This is a genomic window from Leifsonia sp. NPDC058292 (assembly GCF_042880955.1).
Taxonomy (GTDB): Bacteria; Actinomycetota; Actinomycetes; order Actinomycetales; family Microbacteriaceae; genus Leifsonia.
On record NZ_JBHVYL010000027.1, the window covers coordinates 33186 to 51521 of the forward strand.

The following is an 18336-nucleotide window of genomic DNA, read 5'->3' on the forward strand; positions in this document are numbered from 1 at the left end:
GGGTGGTGCTTAGGCTCCGGCCTGCGCGAGGTCGGTGATCAGCTGGTCGCCCGGGATCGCCGACACGAAGTCGGCCTCGATCTCGGCGCGGCCAAGCAGCTCGGTCATACGGCGCTGACGCTGGCGCGGGATGAGCGTGACGACCGTGCCCTGCTTGCCGGCGCGGCCGGTGCGGCCCGAGCGGTGCAGGTAGGTCTTGTACTCGTCCGGAGCGTCGGCCTGGATGACCAGACCGATGTCGTCGACGTGGATGCCGCGGGCGGCCACATCCGTCGCCACCAGCACGTTGACCCGGCCGCTCGTGAGCTGACCGAGGTTGCGCGTGCGGCGCGACTGGTTGAGGTCGCCGTGCAGGCTGACGGCGGGGATGCCGGCGTCGTCCAGCTGGTCGGCGAGCATCTCGGCGAACGCGCGGGTGCGGGCGAAGACGAGTGTCTTGCCCTCGCGGTCGGCGAGCTGTTCGATGATCGCGGCCTTGTCGCGGTGCTCGATCACGAGCACGCGGTGGTCGATCGTCGACGACGCCTGGTCTTCACCGGCGACCTCGTGCACGCTCGGCTCGGGGAGGAACTCCTCGACGAGCTGGGCGACACCCTTGTCGAGGGTCGCCGAGAACAGCAGTTTCTGGCCGCCGTCGGCGGTCTCGCGCAGAATGCGCTGCACCGGCTCGAGGAACCCGAGGTCGCACATGTGGTCGGCCTCGTCGAGAACGGTGATGACGACCTCGCTGAGGTCGAGGCGTCCCTGATCGATGAGGTCTTCGATGCGCCCGGGGGTGCCGATCACGATGTCGACGCCGCGCTGCAGCGCTCCGACCTGGCGCGCCTGGGGCACGCCGCCGTAGATCTGCGTGGTGAACAGGCCGACGCTGCGGGCGATGGGCTGCACGGTGCGGTCGATCTGCAGAGCGAGCTCACGGGTGGGGGCCAGGATGAGGGCGCGCGGCTTGCGGCCCATCTGACGCTTTCCGCCGGACTTGCCCGACTCGGTCCAGAGGGTCATCAGACGCTCGACGAGGGGTGCGCCGAACGCGATCGTCTTGCCGGAACCGGTGCGGCCACGGCCGAGCACGTCTTTGCCGGCGAGCACATCCGGGATGGTCGCGGCCTGGATCGGGAACGGGCTCGCGGCGCCCAGCTCGGCGAGGGCGCGCTCGATGTTGCCGCCGATGCCGAGGTCGCCGAAGCTCACACCCTCCACATCGGTCGCCTGGATGGCGTCGGCCTCGAGGCGCTCGAGCACCACATCCGCGTCGGGAGTGAAGTGCGCAGGCTTGTCGTCGCGGTTCGGATAGAACTTCGAGTCGTTGTCGCGACGCGGTGCGCGCTCGGCGCGGTCGTCGAACGACCGACGCGGACGGTCGGAGCCGAAGTCGCGACGGGGAGCGCGGTCGCCCCCGCGGTCGTCGGACGTGCGACGCGGGCGATCGTTGTCGAAGGTGCGCGCCGGGCGGTCGTTGTACGCGGGACGCTCGGTGCGCGCCGGGCGGTCGTTGTACGCGGGACGCTCGGTGCGCGCCGGGCGGTCGTTGTACGCGGGACGCTCGGTGCGGGCCGGGCGGTCACCATACGCGGGACGCTCAGTGCGCGCCGGACGGTCACCATACGACGGACGCTCGCCACGGGCGGGGCGGTCGTTGTAAGCGGGACGCTCGCCACGAGCCGGACGGTCGTTGTACGCGGGACGCTCAGAGCGGGCCGGGCGGTCACCATACGACGGACGCTCGCCACGGGCGGGGCGGTCGTTGTACGCGGGACGCTCGCCACGAGCCGGACGCTCGCCACGGTCGTCGAAGGAACGACGCGGGCGGTCGTTGTCGAAGGTGCGGGCGGGGCGGTCACCATACGACGGGCGCTCGCCACGAGCCGGGCGGTCACCGTAGGAGGGGCGCTCACCACGAGCCGGGCGGTCACCGTAGGCGGGACGCTCACCACGAGCGGGACGCTCGCCGGTGCGGGCTGCTCCGCGCTCGCCGCGCGACTCCCACGAGCGGGCTTCCTTGCCGCGGGGCTCCCAGTTCGGGCGCTCCTTGCGGCCAGAGCTGGCACCGGTGGCGGCACCGTCACGCGAACCGTAGCCCTGACGGGCGGCACGGTCTTCGGTGGTCCAGCGCTGCTTCTTGGGTGCGTCGGTCTCTTCCGCGCGGTATCCGCGGTGACCGGGGCTGCGGCTGCCCGACTTGGGTGCGCCCTTGCGGGCACCGGGGGCGCCGTGCTGCTTCTTGAATCCTGGCATGAGTGTTTTCCTGGGTTGTTCTCGTGTGCATGGCACAGCACATGACACGTGATGTCATGGTCTGGGAGAACCCGGGCAGTCTTTGGCCGGGGCCGTTCACATACAGTGATCATTCGCCCGCCTGTATGGCGACGAAACCGGCCCACCTGACTTACAAACCCATCCGCACAGAAAAGCGCGGTGTCAAGAGCCGACCCACCTACGATACAGGATCGAAGCTGAAAACGGTCGGAGACTTTCCAGACCGCTCCACCGGGGTGGCGAGCTCGGGCGCAAGGGGTATAAGGGAGGAATGAGCACCGACCCAGACGCGATCGTCATCGGCTCCGGCCCGAACGGCCTCGCCGCCGCCGTCACACTTGCCCGCGCGGGACTGGCGGTGCGGGTCTACGAGCGCAACGCGACCACCGGCGGCGGGATGCGCACCGAGCCGCTCACCCGGGAAGGTTTCGTTCACGACGTCTGCTCGGCCGTGCATCCGCTTGCCTTCGCCTCAGGCTTCTTCCGCCGGTTCGGGTTGGCCGACCGCATCCCGTTCGTCGTCCCGACCGCCTCGTACGGGCATCCCCTCGACAGGGGCCGCGCCGGCATCGCCTACCGCGACCTCGATCGCACGGTCGAGGCGCTCGGCAGCGACGGGCCGGCCTGGCGCCGGTTGCTCGGGCCGCTCGTCGAGCGTGTCGACGAGATCGCCCAGTTCACCGGCTCCGAGGTTCTCCAGGTTCCCCGGCATCCGTTCGCCGCCGCCCGCTTCGGCGCCGCGATGCTGGCGCAGGGCGGACGGTGGTGGGATGCGCCCTTCAGCGGCGACGTCGCCGGCGCCCTTCTCACGGGAGTCTTCGCCCACTCGACCCTTCCCCTTCCGAGCCTCGCCGGCGCCGCCGCGGGACTCACGCTCGCGACGTACGCGCACGCAGGCGGCTGGCCCGTGCCGGTGGGCGGCAGCCAGTCGATCGCGAACGCTCTCGTCGACGATCTGGTCGCCCACGGTGGCGAGGTGGTGACGGGCGCCGAGGTCACCAGCCTGGGCGAACTCCCGTCGAGTCGCGCCATCCTGTTCGATACCGGCGCAGAAGCCGCCGCCAGGCTGGGCGAAGACCGCCTGTCACCGCAGTATCTGCGCCGCATCAGCCGCTTCCGCACCGGCAACGGCGTCTGCAAGGTCGATTTCGCCCTCTCCGGCCCGGTGCCCTGGGCGAACCGCGAGCTGACGGAGACAGCGACCGTGCACCTCGGCGGCAGCCGGGCCGAGATCGCGCGGTCGGAACGGGAGGTCGCCGCCGGTCGCCACAGCGACAACCCATACGTGCTGGTCACGCAGCCGTCGCTGTTCGACGCGACGCGTGCGCCGGCCGGCAAGCACGTGCTCTGGGCGTACACCCATGTTCCGAAAGGGTCGACGATCGATCAGACGGAGGCGATCATCCGCCAGGTCGAACGGTTCGCCCCCGGGTTCCGCGACGTCATCCTGGCCACCGCATCCCGCACGGCCGTGGAGATGCAGCAGTACAACCCCAACTACGTCGGCGGCGACATCTCCGCCGGCGCCCCGACCTTCGGCCAGCTGATCGCGCGGCCCGTGATCTCGAGCGAGCCGTGGCGGATGCCCGGCCGCGGCCTCTACCTCGCCTCCGCCGCCGCGGCGCCGGGGCCGGGCGTGCACGGACTCCCGGGCTACTACGCCGCCCGCAGCGCGCTGCGTCACGAGTTCGGCGTCACCCGGATGCCCTCGCTCGCCCCCGAGCCGCGGACCGGTTCGCAGCCGGTGCCGCCGGGCGCCCTCGGAGCCGCCGCTGCAGGCGCATACTCCGAAGGACTGCGCCCCGACGGATTGCCGGAGCAGTAGCCGTGTCTGTCACCGTTCGCGCCCTCCGTTGCAGCCCCGAGCAGGTCTTCGCCGTGCTCGCCGATCCGTGGGTCTACCCCACCTGGGTGGTCGGCGCCTCCCGTCTGCGCGCCGCCGACCAGAACTGGCCCACTCCGGGCTGCAGGCTCCATCACTCGATCGGCGTCTGGCCGCTCGTGCTCAACGATGAGACGGTGGTGCTCGAATGGGATGCGCCCCGCCGCGTCGTTCTGGAAGCCAAGACCCGCCCGGTCGGCCGCGAACGCGTCATCATCGAGGTGAAGCGTCGGGCCGACGGCTGCGTCGTGCGGATGGAGGAGTATCCGTCGGCGGGCCCGTTGCGGTTCGTGCCGCGGCCGCTGGTCGACGCGGCCCTGCACATCCGGAACACCGAGACCCTGCGGCGACTGGAGTGGGTCGCACGAGGCCGGGCGGAGCAGGAGGCCTCGTAGCAGAGATGGCTCGCGGTGAGACGGGCTCAGGCGTACCCTCGTCGCATGTGCCGGAACATCCACACCCTTCACAATTTCGAGCCCGCCGCCTCCTCTGACGAGGTGCACGCCGCAGCGCTGCAGTACGTGCGCAAGATCAGCGGAACGACGAAGCCTTCGAAGGCGAACGCCGAAGCGTTCGACCGCGCGGTCGCCGAGATCGCGCACCTCACCCAGCACCTCCTCGACGACCTCGTGACCACCGCGCCGCCCAAAGACCGCGAGGTCGAGGCCGCGAAAGCCAAAGAGCGCTCCGCCCGCCGCTTCGCCGCCGCCTAGCCCGGCGTCGAGGTGCCAGGATGTGCAAGAACTCGCCCGGGAGTCCTGCATCGAGTGGCAGGTCGGCGCTCACGGATGGGGCTCTAGCGCCGCCGATGGCTGGGCCGGTAGCCTGACCGCAAGCACGGCGTGAGGGGCAGAGATGACCGATGGACCGCGGAGCACCGACGACAATCCGAGCGCGAGCACAGACACCGGCACTGCCACCGCAAGCGGCCGAAGCACCGGGCGCGGCTGGCTGATCGCCGGGCTCACCACGGCGGTGGCGCTCACACTGATCGCGGGCGGCTTCATCGCGGGGTCGGTCGCGACCGTGGTGCTCGGCGGGGCGTCGAGCGGGTCGTGCGATGCCGCATCCGTCGCCGACAGGGTGTTGCCCACCATCGTCACGATCACCGTCACCGGGCCGGGCGGCAGCAGCAACGGCAGCGGCGAGATCATCACGGCCGACGGCTACATCCTCACAAACAACCATGTCATCGCCCCCGCGGCGTCGGGCGGCCAACTCTCCGTGCGGTTCAGCGACGGCGACGAGGAGCGCGCCGAGCTCGTCGGGCGCGACCCGAAGACAGACCTCGCGGTGATCAAGGTGCACAGCGAGGATGCGCTCCCGGTGATCGACGAGGGCGACTCGGGCTCGCTCGTGGTCGGCCAGCCGGTGGTCGCCCTCGGCGCTCCCCTCGGGCTGTCGAGCACCGTCACCGCCGGCATCGTCAGTGCGCTCGGGCGCACGGTTCCCGTTCCCAGCGACGACGACCGCAACGCCATCCTGGTCGGCGCCATCCAGACCGACGCGTCCATCAACCCCGGCAACTCGGGAGGCGCCCTCGTCGACTGCCGCGGACGCCTGGTCGGCATCAACACGGCGATCGCCACGGTGCCCGGCAGCGACGGACAGCGCAGCACGGGCAGCGTCGGCATCGGCTTCGCCGTGCCGCAGTCGCTCGCCGTGCCGATCGCCCACCAGCTGATCGAGACCGGAGAGGTCGCGTATCCCACGGCCGGTGTCGACCTCGTGCCGATCCCGCACGCGGTCTCCGCGCGCTACGGCATCGCCGACGGCCTGTACGTGTACTCCGTCGAGCCGGGAGGCCCAGCGGCGAAGGCGGGCATCCGGCCCGGGGATGTGGTGACCGGGCTGAACGGGCGCGCCGCGTCGAGCGTCGACGTGCTCACGGCCATCCAGCTCACGAGCGAGCCGGGCGACAAGGTCACCGTGGACTTCTTGCGCGGCGGCCGCCGGCACACGACCGAGGTCACCCTGGCCGCTCCCTGACCCCACCCGCGATCGTGACCGCGCGCGGCGTCGGCGGCGGCGTCGGCGTCAGGTGCCGCGGATGCGGCGCGACAGTTCGGCGGCCGCCTCGCGCACCCGCCCGGCGAGCGCAGCCCACTGGTCGCAGGGAACATTCTCTCTCGGGAATGTGATCGCGATCCCCGCAGCCGGCCACCCCGCATGGTCGCGCACCGAGACCGCGACCGAGGCGAACCCCGGGGTCACCTCGCCGTCCTCCGTGGCGAATCCGGCCTCACGCGCTTCGGCGACGACGCGTTTGAGCTCAGCGTAGGAGTGCGGCCCCGCGCCGGTGCGGTCTTCGAACGCGTCAGCATCCGGATACAGCGCGCGAAGCTGGCCGGCGGGAAGCGTGGCGAGCAGTGCCCGCCCGCTGGCCGTCAGGTGACTGGGGAGCCGCACCCCGACATCCGTCACCAGGCGGGGCCGCCGCGGCGCACGCTCCTCGGCGATGTAGACGACGTCGCGGCCGTGGAGCACGGCGACGTGGCCCGACTCGCCGATGGCGTCGACCAGCCCGGCGAGGATGGGCCGCCCCAGCCGGCTCAGCGGCTCCTGCCGGGAGAACGCCGAACTCAGCTCGTAGGAGGCGACCCCGAGCCCGTACCGTTTCGCCTCCGGGAAGTGCAGCACGAAACCGTGTTCGAGCAGCACCGCGAGCAGGTGGTAGACGGTGGATCTCGGCAGTCCGAGAGCCGTTGCGATCGAGGCCGCGGGCACCGGTCCGCGTTGTGCGGCCAGATGCCCGAGGATGCGCAGCGTGTTGTCTGCCGCCGGAACCTTGCTCATCCGTCCCTCCTCTGCTCTCGCCGTCGCCGGCGCCGCCGCTGTCGGTGTCACTGTCGGTGTCACTGTCGCCCGTCTGGGATACCGGACGGGGATCAGTTTAGACGTGCCCACCGCGAGCGCCGGAGCGTGTGGGATGAGGTCATGCTCCTCACGAAGAACAGCGTCGTCGTCGGCGCACGGCCGCTCACGATCGCCGAAGTGGTCGCGGTCGCCCGTCACGGCGCCGGCATCGAGCTCGACGCCGAGTCGCTCGCGGCCGTCGAATCGTCTCGCGCGATCGTCGAGGCTCTTGCCGACGACGTCGAACCGCACTACGGCATCTCGACCGGCTTCGGCGCACTGGCGACGACCTTCATCCCCGGTGACCGCCGGGCACAGCTGCAGGCGAGCCTGGTGCGCTCGCACGCCGCGGGTTCCGGCCCCGAGGTCGAGCGCGAGGTGGTGCGGGCGCTGATGCTGCTGCGCCTGTCCACGCTGATGACCGCGCGCACGGGCGCGCGCCGGGTGACCGTCGAGACCTATGCGGCGATCCTGAACGCCGGCATCACCCCGGTCGTGCGCGAGTACGGTTCGCTCGGCTGCTCCGGCGACCTCGCGCCGCTCGCCCACTGTGCACTCGCGGCCATGGGCGAAGGACAGGTGCGGGTCGGTGGTGCGGCCGACGAGCCGGGCACGCTCACCGACGCGGGAGAGGCGCTGGCGGCGGCCGGCATCCGTCCGGTCGTGCTCGCCGAGAAGGAGGGCCTCGCCCTCATCAACGGCACCGACGGGATGCTCGGCATGCTCTGCCTCGCGCTGCACGACCTCACCGCGCTGCTCCGCACAGCCGACGTGTCGGCGGCCATGAGCGTGGAGTCCTTGCTCGGCACGGATGCGGTGTTCGCCGCCGACCTGCACCGCCTGCGCCCGCAGCACGGCCAGTCACTCTCGGCCGCGAACATCCGTCACCTGCTCGACGGCTCCCCGCTGGTCGCCAGCCACAAAGGCCCGGAATGCACCCGGGTGCAGGATGCGTACTCGTTGCGCTGCGCCCCGCAGGTGCACGGAGCGGCGCGCGACACGCTCGACCATGCGACCCTCGTCGCCGACCGCGAGCTCGCGTCCGCCGTCGACAACCCGGTGCTCACTCTCGATGGACGGGTCGAGTCGAACGGCAACTTCCACGGCGCGCCCGTCGCCTACGTTCTCGACTTCCTGGCGATCGTGATCGCGGATGTGGCGAGCATGTCAGAACGCCGCACCGACCGTTTTCTCGACCCGGCGCGAAACCAGGGGCTCACGCCCTTCCTCGCGCACGAGGTCGGCGTCGACTCCGGGCTTATGATCGCGCAGTACACCGCCGCGGGCATCGTGTCGGAACTGAAGCGCCTGGCCGCTCCCGCATCCGTCGACTCGATCCCCTCGTCGGCGATGCAGGAGGACCACGTCTCGATGGGCTGGGCCGCCGCGCGCAAACTGCGCCGCGCGATCGACGGACTCGGCCGGGTGCTCGCGATCGAGGTGATGACCGCCGCTCGCGCCGCCGACCTGCGGGCGCCGTTGCATCCCGGCGCGGCGACCGGTGCGGTCATCGCCGAGGTGCGCACGGTCGCCGAGGGACCGGGGCCCGACCGCTACCTCTCGCCCGAGATCGAGGCCGTGGTCGCGCTCGTGCACTCGGGCCGCGTCCTCGCCGCCGCCGAGTCGGTCACCGGCCCCCTCAACTGAACGCACGACCTCGAAGGAGAGAACCATGCAGGGAGCACGAGAGGTGCGCGCCGCACGCGGCACCGAGCTCACGGCCAAGAGCTGGCAGACCGAGGCGCCGCTGAGGATGCTGATGAACAACCTCGACCCCGATGTGGCCGAGCGCCCCGACGACCTCGTCGTCTACGGCGGCACCGGCCGGGCAGCACGCAGCTGGGAGGCCTACGACGCGATCGTGCGCACGCTGCGCGACCTCGAGAAAGACGAGACGCTGCTCGTGCAGTCGGGCAAGCCCGTCGGTGTCTTTCGCACGCACGAGTGGGCTCCCCGGGTGCTCATCGCGAACTCGAACCTCGTCGGCGACTGGGCGACCTGGCCCGAGTTCCGGCGCCTCGAAGCCCTCGGGCTCACGATGTACGGCCAGATGACCGCCGGTTCGTGGATCTACATCGGCACCCAGGGCATCCTCCAGGGAACCTACGAGACCTTCGCGGCCGTCGCGGCCAAGAGGTTCGGCGGAACGCTCGCCGGAACCCTCACCCTCACAGCCGGCGCGGGTGGCATGGGCGGCGCCCAGCCCCTCGCCGTCACGATGAACGAGGGTGCGGTGCTGATCGTGGACGTGGACGAATCCCGCCTGCAGCGCCGCATCGACCACGGCTACCTGGATGAGTTGGCCACCGACCTCGACGACGCCGTCGCCCGCTCGCTGGCCGCGCGCGCCGAGCGCCGCGCACTCTCCGTCGGTCTGGTCGGCAACGCCGCCACCGTGTTCGCCGAACTGCTGGCACGCCGCGTGCCGATCGACATCGTCACCGATCAGACGAGCGCGCACGACCCCCTGAGCTACCTGCCCGAGGGCGTCACCGTCGCCGAGTGGCACGATGCCGCCGAGGCCGATCCCGAGGGTTTCACCGTCGCGGCGCGGGCCTCGATGGCGAAACACGTCGAGGCGATGGTGGGGTTCCAGGATGCGGGGGCCGAGGTCTTCGACTACGGCAACTCGCTGCGGGCCGAGGCCGAGCTCGGCGGCTACGAGCGCGCGTTCGATTTTCCCGGGTTCGTGCCCGCCTACATCCGGCCGCTGTTCGCCGAGGGGAAGGGGCCATTCCGCTGGGCCGCGCTCTCCGGCGACCCGGCCGACATCGCCGCGACCGACAAGGCCATCCTCGAACTGTTCCCCGACGACGAGCACCTCCACCGCTGGATAGCCGCCGCCGGCGAGAAGGTGCACTTCGAGGGTCTGCCCGCCCGCATCTGCTGGCTCGGCTACAAAGAACGCCACCTCGCCGGCCTGCGTTTCAACGAGATGGTCGCGAGCGGCGAACTCTCCGCACCCGTCGTCATCGGCCGCGACCATCTGGACTCCGGCTCCGTCGCGTCGCCGTACCGGGAGACGGAGGCGATGGCCGACGGTTCGGACGCGATCGCCGACTGGCCGCTCCTGAACGCCCTGCTGAACACCGCATCCGGGGCCACCTGGGTGTCGATCCACCACGGCGGCGGGGTCGGCATCGGTCGTTCCATCCACGCCGGCCAGGTCGTCGTCGCCGACGGCACCCCGCTCGCCGCCGAGAAGATCGAGCGCGTGCTCACCAACGACCCGGGCACCGGTGTGATGCGTCACGTCGACGCCGGGTACGAGCGGGCGGCGGAGGTGGCCCGCGAACGCGGGCTGCGCATCCCGATGCAGGAGGGCTGAGGATGCGCGCCCCGGCCACCCTCGTCACCGGCATCGGCCAGCTGGTCACCAACGAGCCGGCGCAACGGTCTGCCGGCGGTGTCGAACGCCTCGGCCTGGTGACCGATGCGGCGATGCTCGTCTCCGACGGACTGGTGGTCTGGAGCGGACGCGCCGACGAGCTCCCCTCCTCCGACGCCTTCGCCCTCGCGGCCTCGGATGCGGACGTCGTCGACCTGCACGGCGCCACCGTGCTGCCCGGTTTCGTGGACAGCCACACGCATCTCGTGTTCGGCGGCGACCGTTCCGCCGAGTTCGAGGCGCGTATGTCGGGAGCGGCATACACCGCGGGCGGCATCAGAAGCACCATGGCGGCGACCCGTGAGGCGACGGATGCGGAGCTCACCGACCGGCTCGACGCCTTCGTGACCGAGCTGGTCGCCCAGGGTACGACCACGTTCGAGATCAAGAGCGGCTACGGTCTGACCGTCGCGGACGAAGCCCGGCTGCTGACGCTCGCCGCACGCGTGACCGACGAGACGACGTTCCTCGGAGCCCACGTCGTGCCGAGCGAGTTCGCGGCCGACCCCGACGCGTACGTCGATCTCGTGGTCGGCGAGATGCTCGACGCCTGCGCTCCGCTCGCGCGCTGGATCGACGCGTTCTGCGAAGAGGGCGCGTTCACGCCGGAGCAGTCCCGCCGCATCCTGGCCGCCGGAGCCGCCCGTGGTCTCGGCGTGCGTCTCCACGCCAGCCAGCTCGCGCCCGGCGCCGGCATCGAGCTGGCCGTCTCCCTCGACGCCGCCAGTGTCGACCACTGCACCCACCTCACCGACGCCGATGTCGCACTCCTCGCCGGGTCCAGCACCGTTGCGACCCTGCTCCCCGGCGCCGAGTTCTCCACCCGCCAGCCGTACCCGGATGCCCGGCGTCTCATCGACGCGGGCGTCACCGTCGCCATCGCGAGCGACTGCAACCCCGGCTCCTCGTTCACCTCGTCGATGCCGTTCTGTATCGCCGTCGCCGTGCGTGACATGGGCATGACGCCGGCCGAGGCGGTCTGGTCGGCCACCGCCGGCGGCGCCGCGGCGCTCCGCCGCACCGACGTCGGTCACCTCGGCCCTGGCGCCCGCGCCGACTTCGTCGCGCTGCGCGCCCCCAGCTACGTGCACCTCGCCTACCGCCCCGGCGTCCCCCTCGTCGACGGCGCCTGGCGCGCCGGCACGCGCGCCGCGTAGCGCGCGCCGCGTAGCGCGCGCCGCCCCCACCCACCCCACATCAATCGAGAAGCGCCGAAGTGGGGTGAAATGCGCCCCAGAACAACACTTCAGCGCAACTCAATGAGCGGGCCGTTGGGCGCGTGGGGATGGTGGGCGGGACGCGAGAGGGGGCGCGTGCGCGGCCGCACGCCGCCCAGCGCACGCCGCCCGGGGCGGCGAGCGTGGCCGATGCGGTCGAATGTGGCAGGCGCAGCTGCCACACTCGACCGGAACGGGCGCACTCGGCGCGAAGGGCCACGTTCGAGGTGCGGTGCCGCGAACGTGGGATGCGCGGGGTGTGGGGCGCGCGGGGTCTGCGGGCGCCGGGGTCTGCCGGGGTCTGCGGGCGCCCGGGGTCTGCGGGCGCGCGGGGTCTGCGGGCGCGCGGGGTCTGCGGGCGCGCGGGGTCTGCGGGCGCGCGGCGCATCCTGGTCGCGGGCGCGCGTGGCCGGTGCGGTCGAGTGTGGGGCGAGCGGCGCATCCTGGTCGTGGGTGCGGGGCGGCGCGCCGCCCGCGGCGGCGAGCGTGGCCGGTGCGGTCGAATGTGGCAGGCGCAGCACCCACACTCGACCGGAACGGGCGCATTCGGCGCGAAGGGCCGTGGTCGTGGCGCGGCCCCGCGGCCCCGCGGCCCCGCGGCGACCGGTGGCGTCGCCGCGTGGGGGTGCCGGATGCGGGGAGAGGCGCTAGCGCGTGGCGAGGCCGGCCGCGGCCTCGAGGATGCAGAGGGCGGTGAGGCGCACCGTGCGGCCGTCCGGGGCGTCGGCGGTGGCGTCCACCTCGGCGAGGTCGATCGAGCGGACCGAGGGACGGGCGCCGGCAAGCCGGGCGGCGCGGCGCAGCTCCCAGGCCGAGATGCCACCCGGGACCGAGGCAGGGCATCCCGGAGCCACCGACCGGTCGCACACGTCGACGTCCAGATCCACGTGAACCGGACCGCCGGCCGCGCCCGCGATGTCGAACGCTTCGGCCATGACGTCGTCGATGGGGCGCCGGTGCAGTTCGTCGCGGTGGACGACCGTGATGCCGTAGTCGGCGGCGCGCGCCGCGTAGTCGGGCGAGTTGGCGAAATCGGCGATGCCGATCTGCACGACGCGGCGGCCGTCGAGTCCGGCTTCGATGAGGCGCCGCACCGGCGAGCCGTTGCTCACACCGTCGCGCAGATCGTGGTGCGCGTCGAGTGTGACCAGTCCCGCCGCAGGCAGGTCGTCGCCCCACGCGCCGAGCGCGGCAGGCACGGTGAGCGCGTTGTCGCCACCGACCGCGACGACCAGGGATGCCCTCGCCACCGCATCCGCCACCGCCCGCATCGCACGCAGCTCACCCTCGGGCCCGTCGGGTTCGACGACGTCTCCTGCGTCCGTGAGTCGAAGATCACCGACATCCCGGTGCTGCCGGCCGTCGCGGGCGGAACGATCGCCGACGGTGAACGTCGCGTAATAGCGCAGAGCGGCGCGAACGGCCTCCGGCGTCGCCGCCGCGCCCGTGACGGAGAGCGAGGTGCGCCACGTCGGGATGCCGAGCAGCGTCAGGTCGACGGTCTCGCCCGACGCGACCGTGCCGGGCGAGGGCCAGTCCCCCGCTCGCGGCCACAGAGGATCGACGGACAACGCGCTTCTGCTCATGAGCCGAAGCTACCAACGCCGCGCGGCCGGCGGAACGGCGTGCGCGGCCGGAGCGTCCGGTATCCCGTACGCCGGTGCCGCGCGCGCCGCGGCCCGGATGCGCGGCGTCCAGTGCGCCGCGAACCGGCCACGGCCTAGGATCGGCGCATGGATTCCGTCTCAGCCTTCGACGTCGTGGCCGCCGACCTCGCCGGTTCCGGGGCGGTGGTCGGAAAGTTGTTCGGTCATCCTGCGCTCAAGCTCGGCAGGCAAGTGTTCGCTTCCGAGTTCTACGGTGCGATGGCGTTCAAGCTGGGCCGCGAGTCGAGCGCTCACGCCGAAGCGCTGATGCTGCCGGGCGCGATGCCTTTCGACCCCGGGCGCCGGAACAGGCCGCTCAAAGACTGGGTCGAGGTGCCATCCACGAGTGCTGACCAGTGGTCCGCGCTCGCGATGGCCGCCCTCGACCACCTCGTCAGTTCTGCGCGATAGGCCCAGAAGCGCCAGAGGCCCCAGAGCCGCCAGAGGCCCCAGAAACTCCCGACGCCCCCGAAGCCCCGGAAGCGCCCGACGGAGCCGCCCCCGCCCCGGCCCCTGCTGCTGTCGCGGCACCTGAGCCTGGAGTGCCACCCGGTTCTCCGCCGGCGTCTCCGCGAGTTTCTCCTCCGTCGTCCCCTCCGTCACGGGCTGCGCGCTTCGCAGTGCGACGCTCCTTCGCGCCCTCGACGAGGTTGTAGAACGTCGGAAGAACGACCAGGGTGAGCAGGGTCGACGAGATGAGTCCGCCGATCACGACGATCGCCAGCGGTTGCGAGATGAAGCCGCCGTGGCCGGTGAGGCCGATCGCCATCGGGAACAGCGCCGCGATGGTAGCGAGCGCCGTCATCAGGATGGGCCGCAGACGTCGCGAGGCCCCGTGCGCCACAGCTTCGGCCACGCTCATCCCTCGGCGACGGTACTGGTTCACGAGGTCGATGAGCACGATCGCGTTCGTCACCACGATGCCGATGAGCATCAGCACGCCGATGAGGGATGCCACTCCGAGCGGAATGCCCGAGATCACCTGCAGTGCGATGGCGCCGGTGGCGGCGAACGGAACCGAGATGAGCAGCTCCAACGGCTGACGCAGCGAGCGGAACGTCGCCACCATGACGATGTAGACGATCAGGATGGCCGCCAGCAGTGCGATACCGAGCTGCGAGAACGCATCCGACTGGCTCGACGACACACCGCCGATCTTCGCCGTCGCACCGGACGGGATGTCCGCATCCTTGAGCGCCTTGGTCACGTCGGCGTTCGCAGTTCCGAGGTTGTCCGTGCCGGGCGTCGCCGTCACGGTGGCCGTGCGGAGTCCGCGCTCGGTCGTCACGGTGGCGGGACCGTTCGTCTCGGCGACATCGGCCAGCGTGTTCAGCGCGACCGGGCCCGCGAGCGTCGGGATCTGCAGGTCGGAAAGTTCGGCGACCGTGGTCGGCGGGTTGTCGCTCTGCAGGTAGATCTTGAGCGTGGTGTTGTCGATCGCGACCGATCCGACGGTGCTCGGCTGAACGGCCTGCGAGACCAGCCCGCCGATCGCGATCTCGCTGAGACCTGCTGCAGCCGCCTTGTCGCGGTCGACCTTCACCGCCACATACGGCAGCGACGCGCTCAGGTTGTCGCTCGTCTGCTTGATCGAGCCGAGGCCCTTCACGGCCGACACGATCGAGTCGGTGGCTTTCTGCAGGTCTTCGTTGCTCGTGGCCGTGACGTCGATCTCGATGTCGTTCGACGCGCCGAACCCGCTCGAGGTCGACACCGTGATGTCGCCCTGGCCCTTGATCTTGGCCAGTTCGTCTTCGACCGTGTTCTGGATCTTCTCCTGGTCGGCATCCGGGTCGGTGGTCACCGAGTAGCTGATGCCGCCGCCACCGCCGGCGAAAGCGTCGCGCAGGCTGCTGCCGCTCGACCCGATCGACAGCTGAACCGTCTTGACGCCGTCGGTGTCGAGCAGCACCTTCTCGACCGACTTGGAGGCCGCATCCTGAGCGTCGAGGCTGGTTCCCGGCGGGAGGGTCTGCGAGATCGACAGGGTGTTCTGACCCGTCGAGCCGAGGAAGTTCGTCTTCATGAACGGGAACAGGAAGCCTGTGCCGACGAGCAGCAGCACCGCGATCAGCATGGTGGACACCGAGTGCTTGAGCGTCCAGTGGATGATCGGCAGGTAGCCGCGCTGCAGCATCGACGGATGCTCGAGCTCGTCTTCTCCCGCGGCAAGCGCATCCTCGACAGACAGGTGCGAGGCGTCGACCTGCTCGGTTCCAGCCTCGTGCTTCTTCGGCTTGGGCGGCCGCAGGAACCAGTACGCGAGCACCGGAACGATGGTCAGTGCGACGAGCAGCGACGACAGCAGCGCGATGGTCACCGTGACGGCGAACGGCCGGAACAGCTCGCCGGTCACGTCGCCGACGAACGCCAGCGGCAGGAACACCGCGACGGTCGTGATCGTGGATGCGGTGATCGCTCCCGCGACCTCGCGCACGGCCTTCACGATGGTCGCCGCACGGTCGACACCGGCCACCAGCTGGCGCTTGATGTTCTCGATGACCACGATGGAGTCGTCGACCACTCGGCCGATGGCGATCGTGAGCGCACCGAGCGTGATGATGTTGAGCGTGTATCCCGTGGCCTGCATCACGATGAACGTGATGAGAACGCTGGTCGGGATCGAGATCGCGGTGACCAGCGTCGAACGGATCGACAGCAGGAACACGAGGATCACGATCACCGCGAAGACGAGGCCGAGCAGGCCTTCTTCGGCGAGCGAGTTGATGGACTGCTCGATGAACGGAGCCTGATCGAACACGACGGTGATCTTCGCGCTGTCGCCGAGCTTCGTCTGCAGGTCGTCGATCAGGGCGTTGACGCCCTTCGACACCTCGACCGTGTTGGCCGAGGGAAGCTTCGTCACCGCGATCGTGAGGGCCGGCTTGCCGTCGACGCGGGAGAGGGATGCGGTCGGGTCGTCGGTGATCGTGACGCTCGCGACGTCCCCGATGGTCGAGATGGCCGGGGTCACGGCCGCAGCGGCGCCGGCTGATGCGCCTGCACCCGCACCTGCAGATGCGCCCGCACCAGCAGATGCGCCCGCACCGGCCGAGGCGCCTTCGCCGGCCGGCGCGCCTGCGCCAGCCGAGCCGCCCGCACCCGCCCCGGCGGACCCGCCAGCCGAGCCGCCCGCAGAACCGCCGGCGGCGGGGATGAGCGGGAGGGCCGCGATGTCGTCGACCGACGTGAGCTGCGCCCCCGACTGCACGGAGAGGGTCTTGTCGTCTTCGGTGATCGAGCCACCCGGCACCAGAACGCCGTTCTGCTGCAGCGCATCCTTGATCGACTGGGAAGTGAGCCCCGCGGCGGTGAGCTTGGCGGTGTCGGGAACGATCGTCACGCGCTGGCCGACCTGGCCGACGAGCTGGGCGTCGTTGACACCCGTCACGTCTTTGATGTCGGGTAGCGCCAGCTTCGTGATCTTGTCGCCGAGCGCCTTCTGGTCGGCGTCGCTCGTGACGGCGAGCTGGATGACCGGCAGATCATCGAGGCTGCCCGAGACGACCTGGGGGTCTGTGCCATCGGGAAGGGTCGACTTGATGCGGTTGATGGCCTGATCGAGCTTCTGCTCGGCGGTGGCCAGGTTGGTGCCGTAGGTAAACTTCGCGGTGATCAGCGACTGGTTCGTGCTGCTGACCGCCGAGGTGTTGTCGAGGTCGGGCACACCCTGGATCGCCGTCTCGATGGGCGTGCTCACGTCGTTGTTGACGACCTCCGGCGACGCCCCCGGATACGAGGTGACGATCGCCAGCTGCGGAAACTGGATGCTCGGCGCGAGCTCCTGCTTCAGGTTCGTGAGCGCGAGCCCGCCGAACACCGCCGCCACGATCGTGACGAGCGCGATGAGGGCGCGGTTCTTCATACTGAGGACGGCGAGGAAATGCACAGGCGTACCCTTTGCGAAATCTGGATTCGATGGCCGCGACGCCTTCGCCGCACACCGAAGTATCTCATTGCACAGTGTGCAACGACCTCATGCCCAGGTACGACTTCGGGGTGGAGACGTACTCCCGGCGGAGTGCGGTTGCCGCGGTTGCCCCGGTTGATCCGGGGTGTCATCCGGGCATCCAACCGCGCGCAGCCAGCCTCCGGAAGACGAGGGCGACGAGCCGCTTCTCCTGCAAGAGATGGGCCGCCCCGACCCTGATGACGTCTTCGCCCGCTGCCAGGAGCATCGTGGTGCGAACGAGATCACGGCGCCATTGGGCCTGGTCGATGCGGTGGTGGTCGCCCTCGTATTCGAGGATCACCCGCTGCTCGGCGAAGCGGAGATCGGGGCGGGCGAGGAACTGCCCGTCTGCTCCGCGCAGGTCGACGTTCACGTCGGGCGGTGGCAGGCCGGCCTGTGCGAGCATGACGCGCAGCAGCGTCTCCTGCGGCGATTCCGATCTCGGGTGCATCAGGTCGAGAGCCGATCGCGCGGCGACGGCTCCTCGGCGACCACGCACATCCGTTCGTTCCCGCAACTCCTCGACGGTCGCCCGCGGAGCACGCCAGTGGACGACCGCATCCCCGAGCACGACGAGGTCTCGCAGCGAGGCGCTCCTCGAAACGTCGGCCCAGGTTCGCGCCGGACACGTGACCAGCACTCCGCGAACCCTGGCCAGGTCGCGCGCTGTCAGGTCACCGCTGTGGGAGCGCACCCCCGCAACCCTCGGCTGCCGCACGGAGGACGGAACGGTGATGTGGAGGTCGTCGGTGGTCGAGTTGCCGGAGGGGAGCCCGAGCAGCGCCGCCGCGGTCTGATGGGAGATCACGGCCCGGGGTAGGCGAGCGGTCAGTGCCTGACACCGCAAGACGAAGTCGTCGGCGCTCGTGGCGGGCATCCGGGTGCCGCGGAAAGGCGTGACCAGATCTCTGCCCCGCAGTCGCGAAGGGGGGATGCCGGCCTCGACGGCCTGATGGACGGAGAATGCGCGGCCGGCCAAATGACCGGGGAGAGGTGGATGCATGGGCACACTCTTCCCGATCCCGCCGATCGACGTCGAAAGTTATCCACAGGGTCAATCGCGCGCGGCCGAGGTGCCAGTTGTGGCAACTTTTCGCGCGCAAAACCCGCAACAACCGGCATCTCGGCGGGTGCCGGTG

13 protein-coding genes are annotated in these 18336 nt (G+C 70.8%); 8 read left to right on the forward strand and 5 right to left on the reverse strand.

Going from position 1 to position 18336, the window contains the following annotated elements; genetic code table 11:
- Positions 1-9: 9 nt before the first annotated feature.
- Positions 10-2235 (reverse strand): DEAD/DEAH box helicase, encoded by a 2226-nt coding sequence (locus ACFVWR_RS14190; protein ID WP_387213173.1) that lies wholly within the window; start codon positions 2233-2235, stop codon positions 10-12.
- Positions 2236-2527: 292 nt separating this feature from the next.
- On the opposite strand from ACFVWR_RS14190, the gene ACFVWR_RS14195 reads away from it, so the two are divergent.
- The 4 genes from ACFVWR_RS14195 to ACFVWR_RS14210 all read left to right on the forward strand — a co-directional run bounded on the left by ACFVWR_RS14195 (position 2528) and on the right by ACFVWR_RS14210 (position 6127).
- Positions 2528-4081 carry a phytoene desaturase family protein gene (locus tag ACFVWR_RS14195; protein ID WP_387213176.1) on the forward strand — a complete coding sequence of 518 codons (1554 nt, stop codon included), beginning with the start codon at positions 2528-2530 and terminating at the stop codon, positions 4079-4081.
- 2 nt (positions 4082-4083) lie between these two features.
- Positions 4084-4533: an SRPBCC family protein gene (locus ACFVWR_RS14200; protein WP_387213179.1), complete on the forward strand. Its 450-nt coding sequence runs from the start codon at positions 4084-4086 to the stop codon at positions 4531-4533.
- A 45-nt stretch (positions 4534-4578) separates the two neighbouring features.
- A complete protein-coding gene (locus ACFVWR_RS14205; protein WP_387213182.1) occupies positions 4579-4851 on the forward strand; it encodes a DUF2277 domain-containing protein in 273 nt (90 codons plus the stop codon).
- A 142-nt stretch (positions 4852-4993) separates the two neighbouring features.
- Positions 4994-6127, forward strand: coding sequence for a S1C family serine protease (locus tag ACFVWR_RS14210; RefSeq protein ID WP_387213185.1), 1134 nt, complete (start codon positions 4994-4996; stop codon positions 6125-6127).
- Between the two features lie 48 nt (positions 6128-6175).
- On the opposite strand, the gene ACFVWR_RS14215 is transcribed toward ACFVWR_RS14210, so the two are convergent.
- Entirely contained in the window at positions 6176-6934 is a 759-nt protein-coding gene (locus tag ACFVWR_RS14215) for an IclR family transcriptional regulator (RefSeq protein ID WP_387213188.1), read from the reverse strand.
- Positions 6935-7075: 141 nt separating this feature from the next.
- Here ACFVWR_RS14215 and hutH point away from each other — a divergent pair, with 141 nt between their 5' ends.
- The 3 genes from hutH to hutI are packed head-to-tail and all read left to right on the forward strand — an operon-like array spanning position 7076 to position 11539.
- A complete protein-coding gene (hutH, locus tag ACFVWR_RS14220; protein ID WP_387213191.1) occupies positions 7076-8641 on the forward strand; it encodes a histidine ammonia-lyase in 1566 nt (521 codons plus the stop codon).
- A gap of 25 nt (positions 8642-8666) precedes the next feature.
- Complete coding sequence (gene hutU, locus ACFVWR_RS14225) at positions 8667-10322, forward strand: urocanate hydratase (RefSeq protein WP_387213194.1); 1656 nt, start codon at positions 8667-8669, stop codon at positions 10320-10322.
- A gap of 2 nt (positions 10323-10324) precedes the next feature.
- Positions 10325-11539 (forward strand): imidazolonepropionase, encoded by a 1215-nt coding sequence (gene hutI, locus ACFVWR_RS14230; protein ID WP_387213197.1) that lies wholly within the window; start codon positions 10325-10327, stop codon positions 11537-11539.
- A 707-nt stretch (positions 11540-12246) separates the two neighbouring features.
- On the opposite strand, the gene ACFVWR_RS14235 is transcribed toward hutI, so the two are convergent.
- On the reverse strand, positions 12247-13185 hold the full coding sequence (locus ACFVWR_RS14235) for an arginase family protein (protein ID WP_387213200.1): 939 nt from the start codon (positions 13183-13185) through the stop codon (positions 12247-12249).
- A 147-nt stretch (positions 13186-13332) separates the two neighbouring features.
- Here ACFVWR_RS14235 and ACFVWR_RS14240 point away from each other — a divergent pair, with 147 nt between their 5' ends.
- Positions 13333-13656 carry a hypothetical protein gene (locus ACFVWR_RS14240; RefSeq protein ID WP_387213203.1) on the forward strand — a complete coding sequence of 108 codons (324 nt, stop codon included), beginning with the start codon at positions 13333-13335 and terminating at the stop codon, positions 13654-13656.
- Here the strand turns inward: ACFVWR_RS14240 and ACFVWR_RS14245 are convergent.
- Together ACFVWR_RS14245 and ACFVWR_RS14250 are read right to left on the reverse strand one after the other, a co-directional pair.
- Entirely contained in the window at positions 13640-17134 is a 3495-nt protein-coding gene (locus ACFVWR_RS14245) for an efflux RND transporter permease subunit (RefSeq protein ID WP_387213206.1), read from the reverse strand. The genes ACFVWR_RS14240 and ACFVWR_RS14245 overlap by 17 nt on opposite strands.
- A 169-nt stretch (positions 17135-17303) precedes the next feature.
- Positions 17304-18200 carry a hypothetical protein gene (locus ACFVWR_RS14250; protein WP_387213209.1) on the reverse strand — a complete coding sequence of 299 codons (897 nt, stop codon included), beginning with the start codon at positions 18198-18200 and terminating at the stop codon, positions 17304-17306.
- Positions 18201-18336: the final 136 nt, after the last annotated feature.

Bases quoted from the DNA above. Each gene is read 5' to 3' on its own strand.
- ACFVWR_RS14240 (WP_387213203.1), top strand. From the start codon at position 13,333: ATGGATTCCGTCTCAGCCTTCGACGTCGTGGCCGCCGACCTCGCCGGT.
- ACFVWR_RS14250 (WP_387213209.1), bottom strand. From the start codon at position 18,200: ATGCATCCACCTCTCCCCGGTCATTTGGCCGGCCGCGCATTCTCCGTC.
- ACFVWR_RS14195 (WP_387213176.1), top strand. From the start codon at position 2,528: ATGAGCACCGACCCAGACGCGATCGTCATCGGCTCCGGCCCGAACGGC.
- ACFVWR_RS14215 (WP_387213188.1), bottom strand. From the start codon at position 6,934: ATGAGCAAGGTTCCGGCGGCAGACAACACGCTGCGCATCCTCGGGCAT.
- hutU (WP_387213194.1), top strand. From the start codon at position 8,667: ATGCAGGGAGCACGAGAGGTGCGCGCCGCACGCGGCACCGAGCTCACG.
- hutI (WP_387213197.1), top strand. From the start codon at position 10,325: ATGCGCGCCCCGGCCACCCTCGTCACCGGCATCGGCCAGCTGGTCACC.
- hutH (WP_387213191.1), top strand. From the start codon at position 7,076: ATGCTCCTCACGAAGAACAGCGTCGTCGTCGGCGCACGGCCGCTCACG.
- ACFVWR_RS14235 (WP_387213200.1), bottom strand. From the start codon at position 13,185: ATGAGCAGAAGCGCGTTGTCCGTCGATCCTCTGTGGCCGCGAGCGGGG.
- ACFVWR_RS14190 (WP_387213173.1), bottom strand. From the start codon at position 2,235: ATGCCAGGATTCAAGAAGCAGCACGGCGCCCCCGGTGCCCGCAAGGGC.
- ACFVWR_RS14210 (WP_387213185.1), top strand. From the start codon at position 4,994: ATGACCGATGGACCGCGGAGCACCGACGACAATCCGAGCGCGAGCACA.
- ACFVWR_RS14205 (WP_387213182.1), top strand. From the start codon at position 4,579: ATGTGCCGGAACATCCACACCCTTCACAATTTCGAGCCCGCCGCCTCC.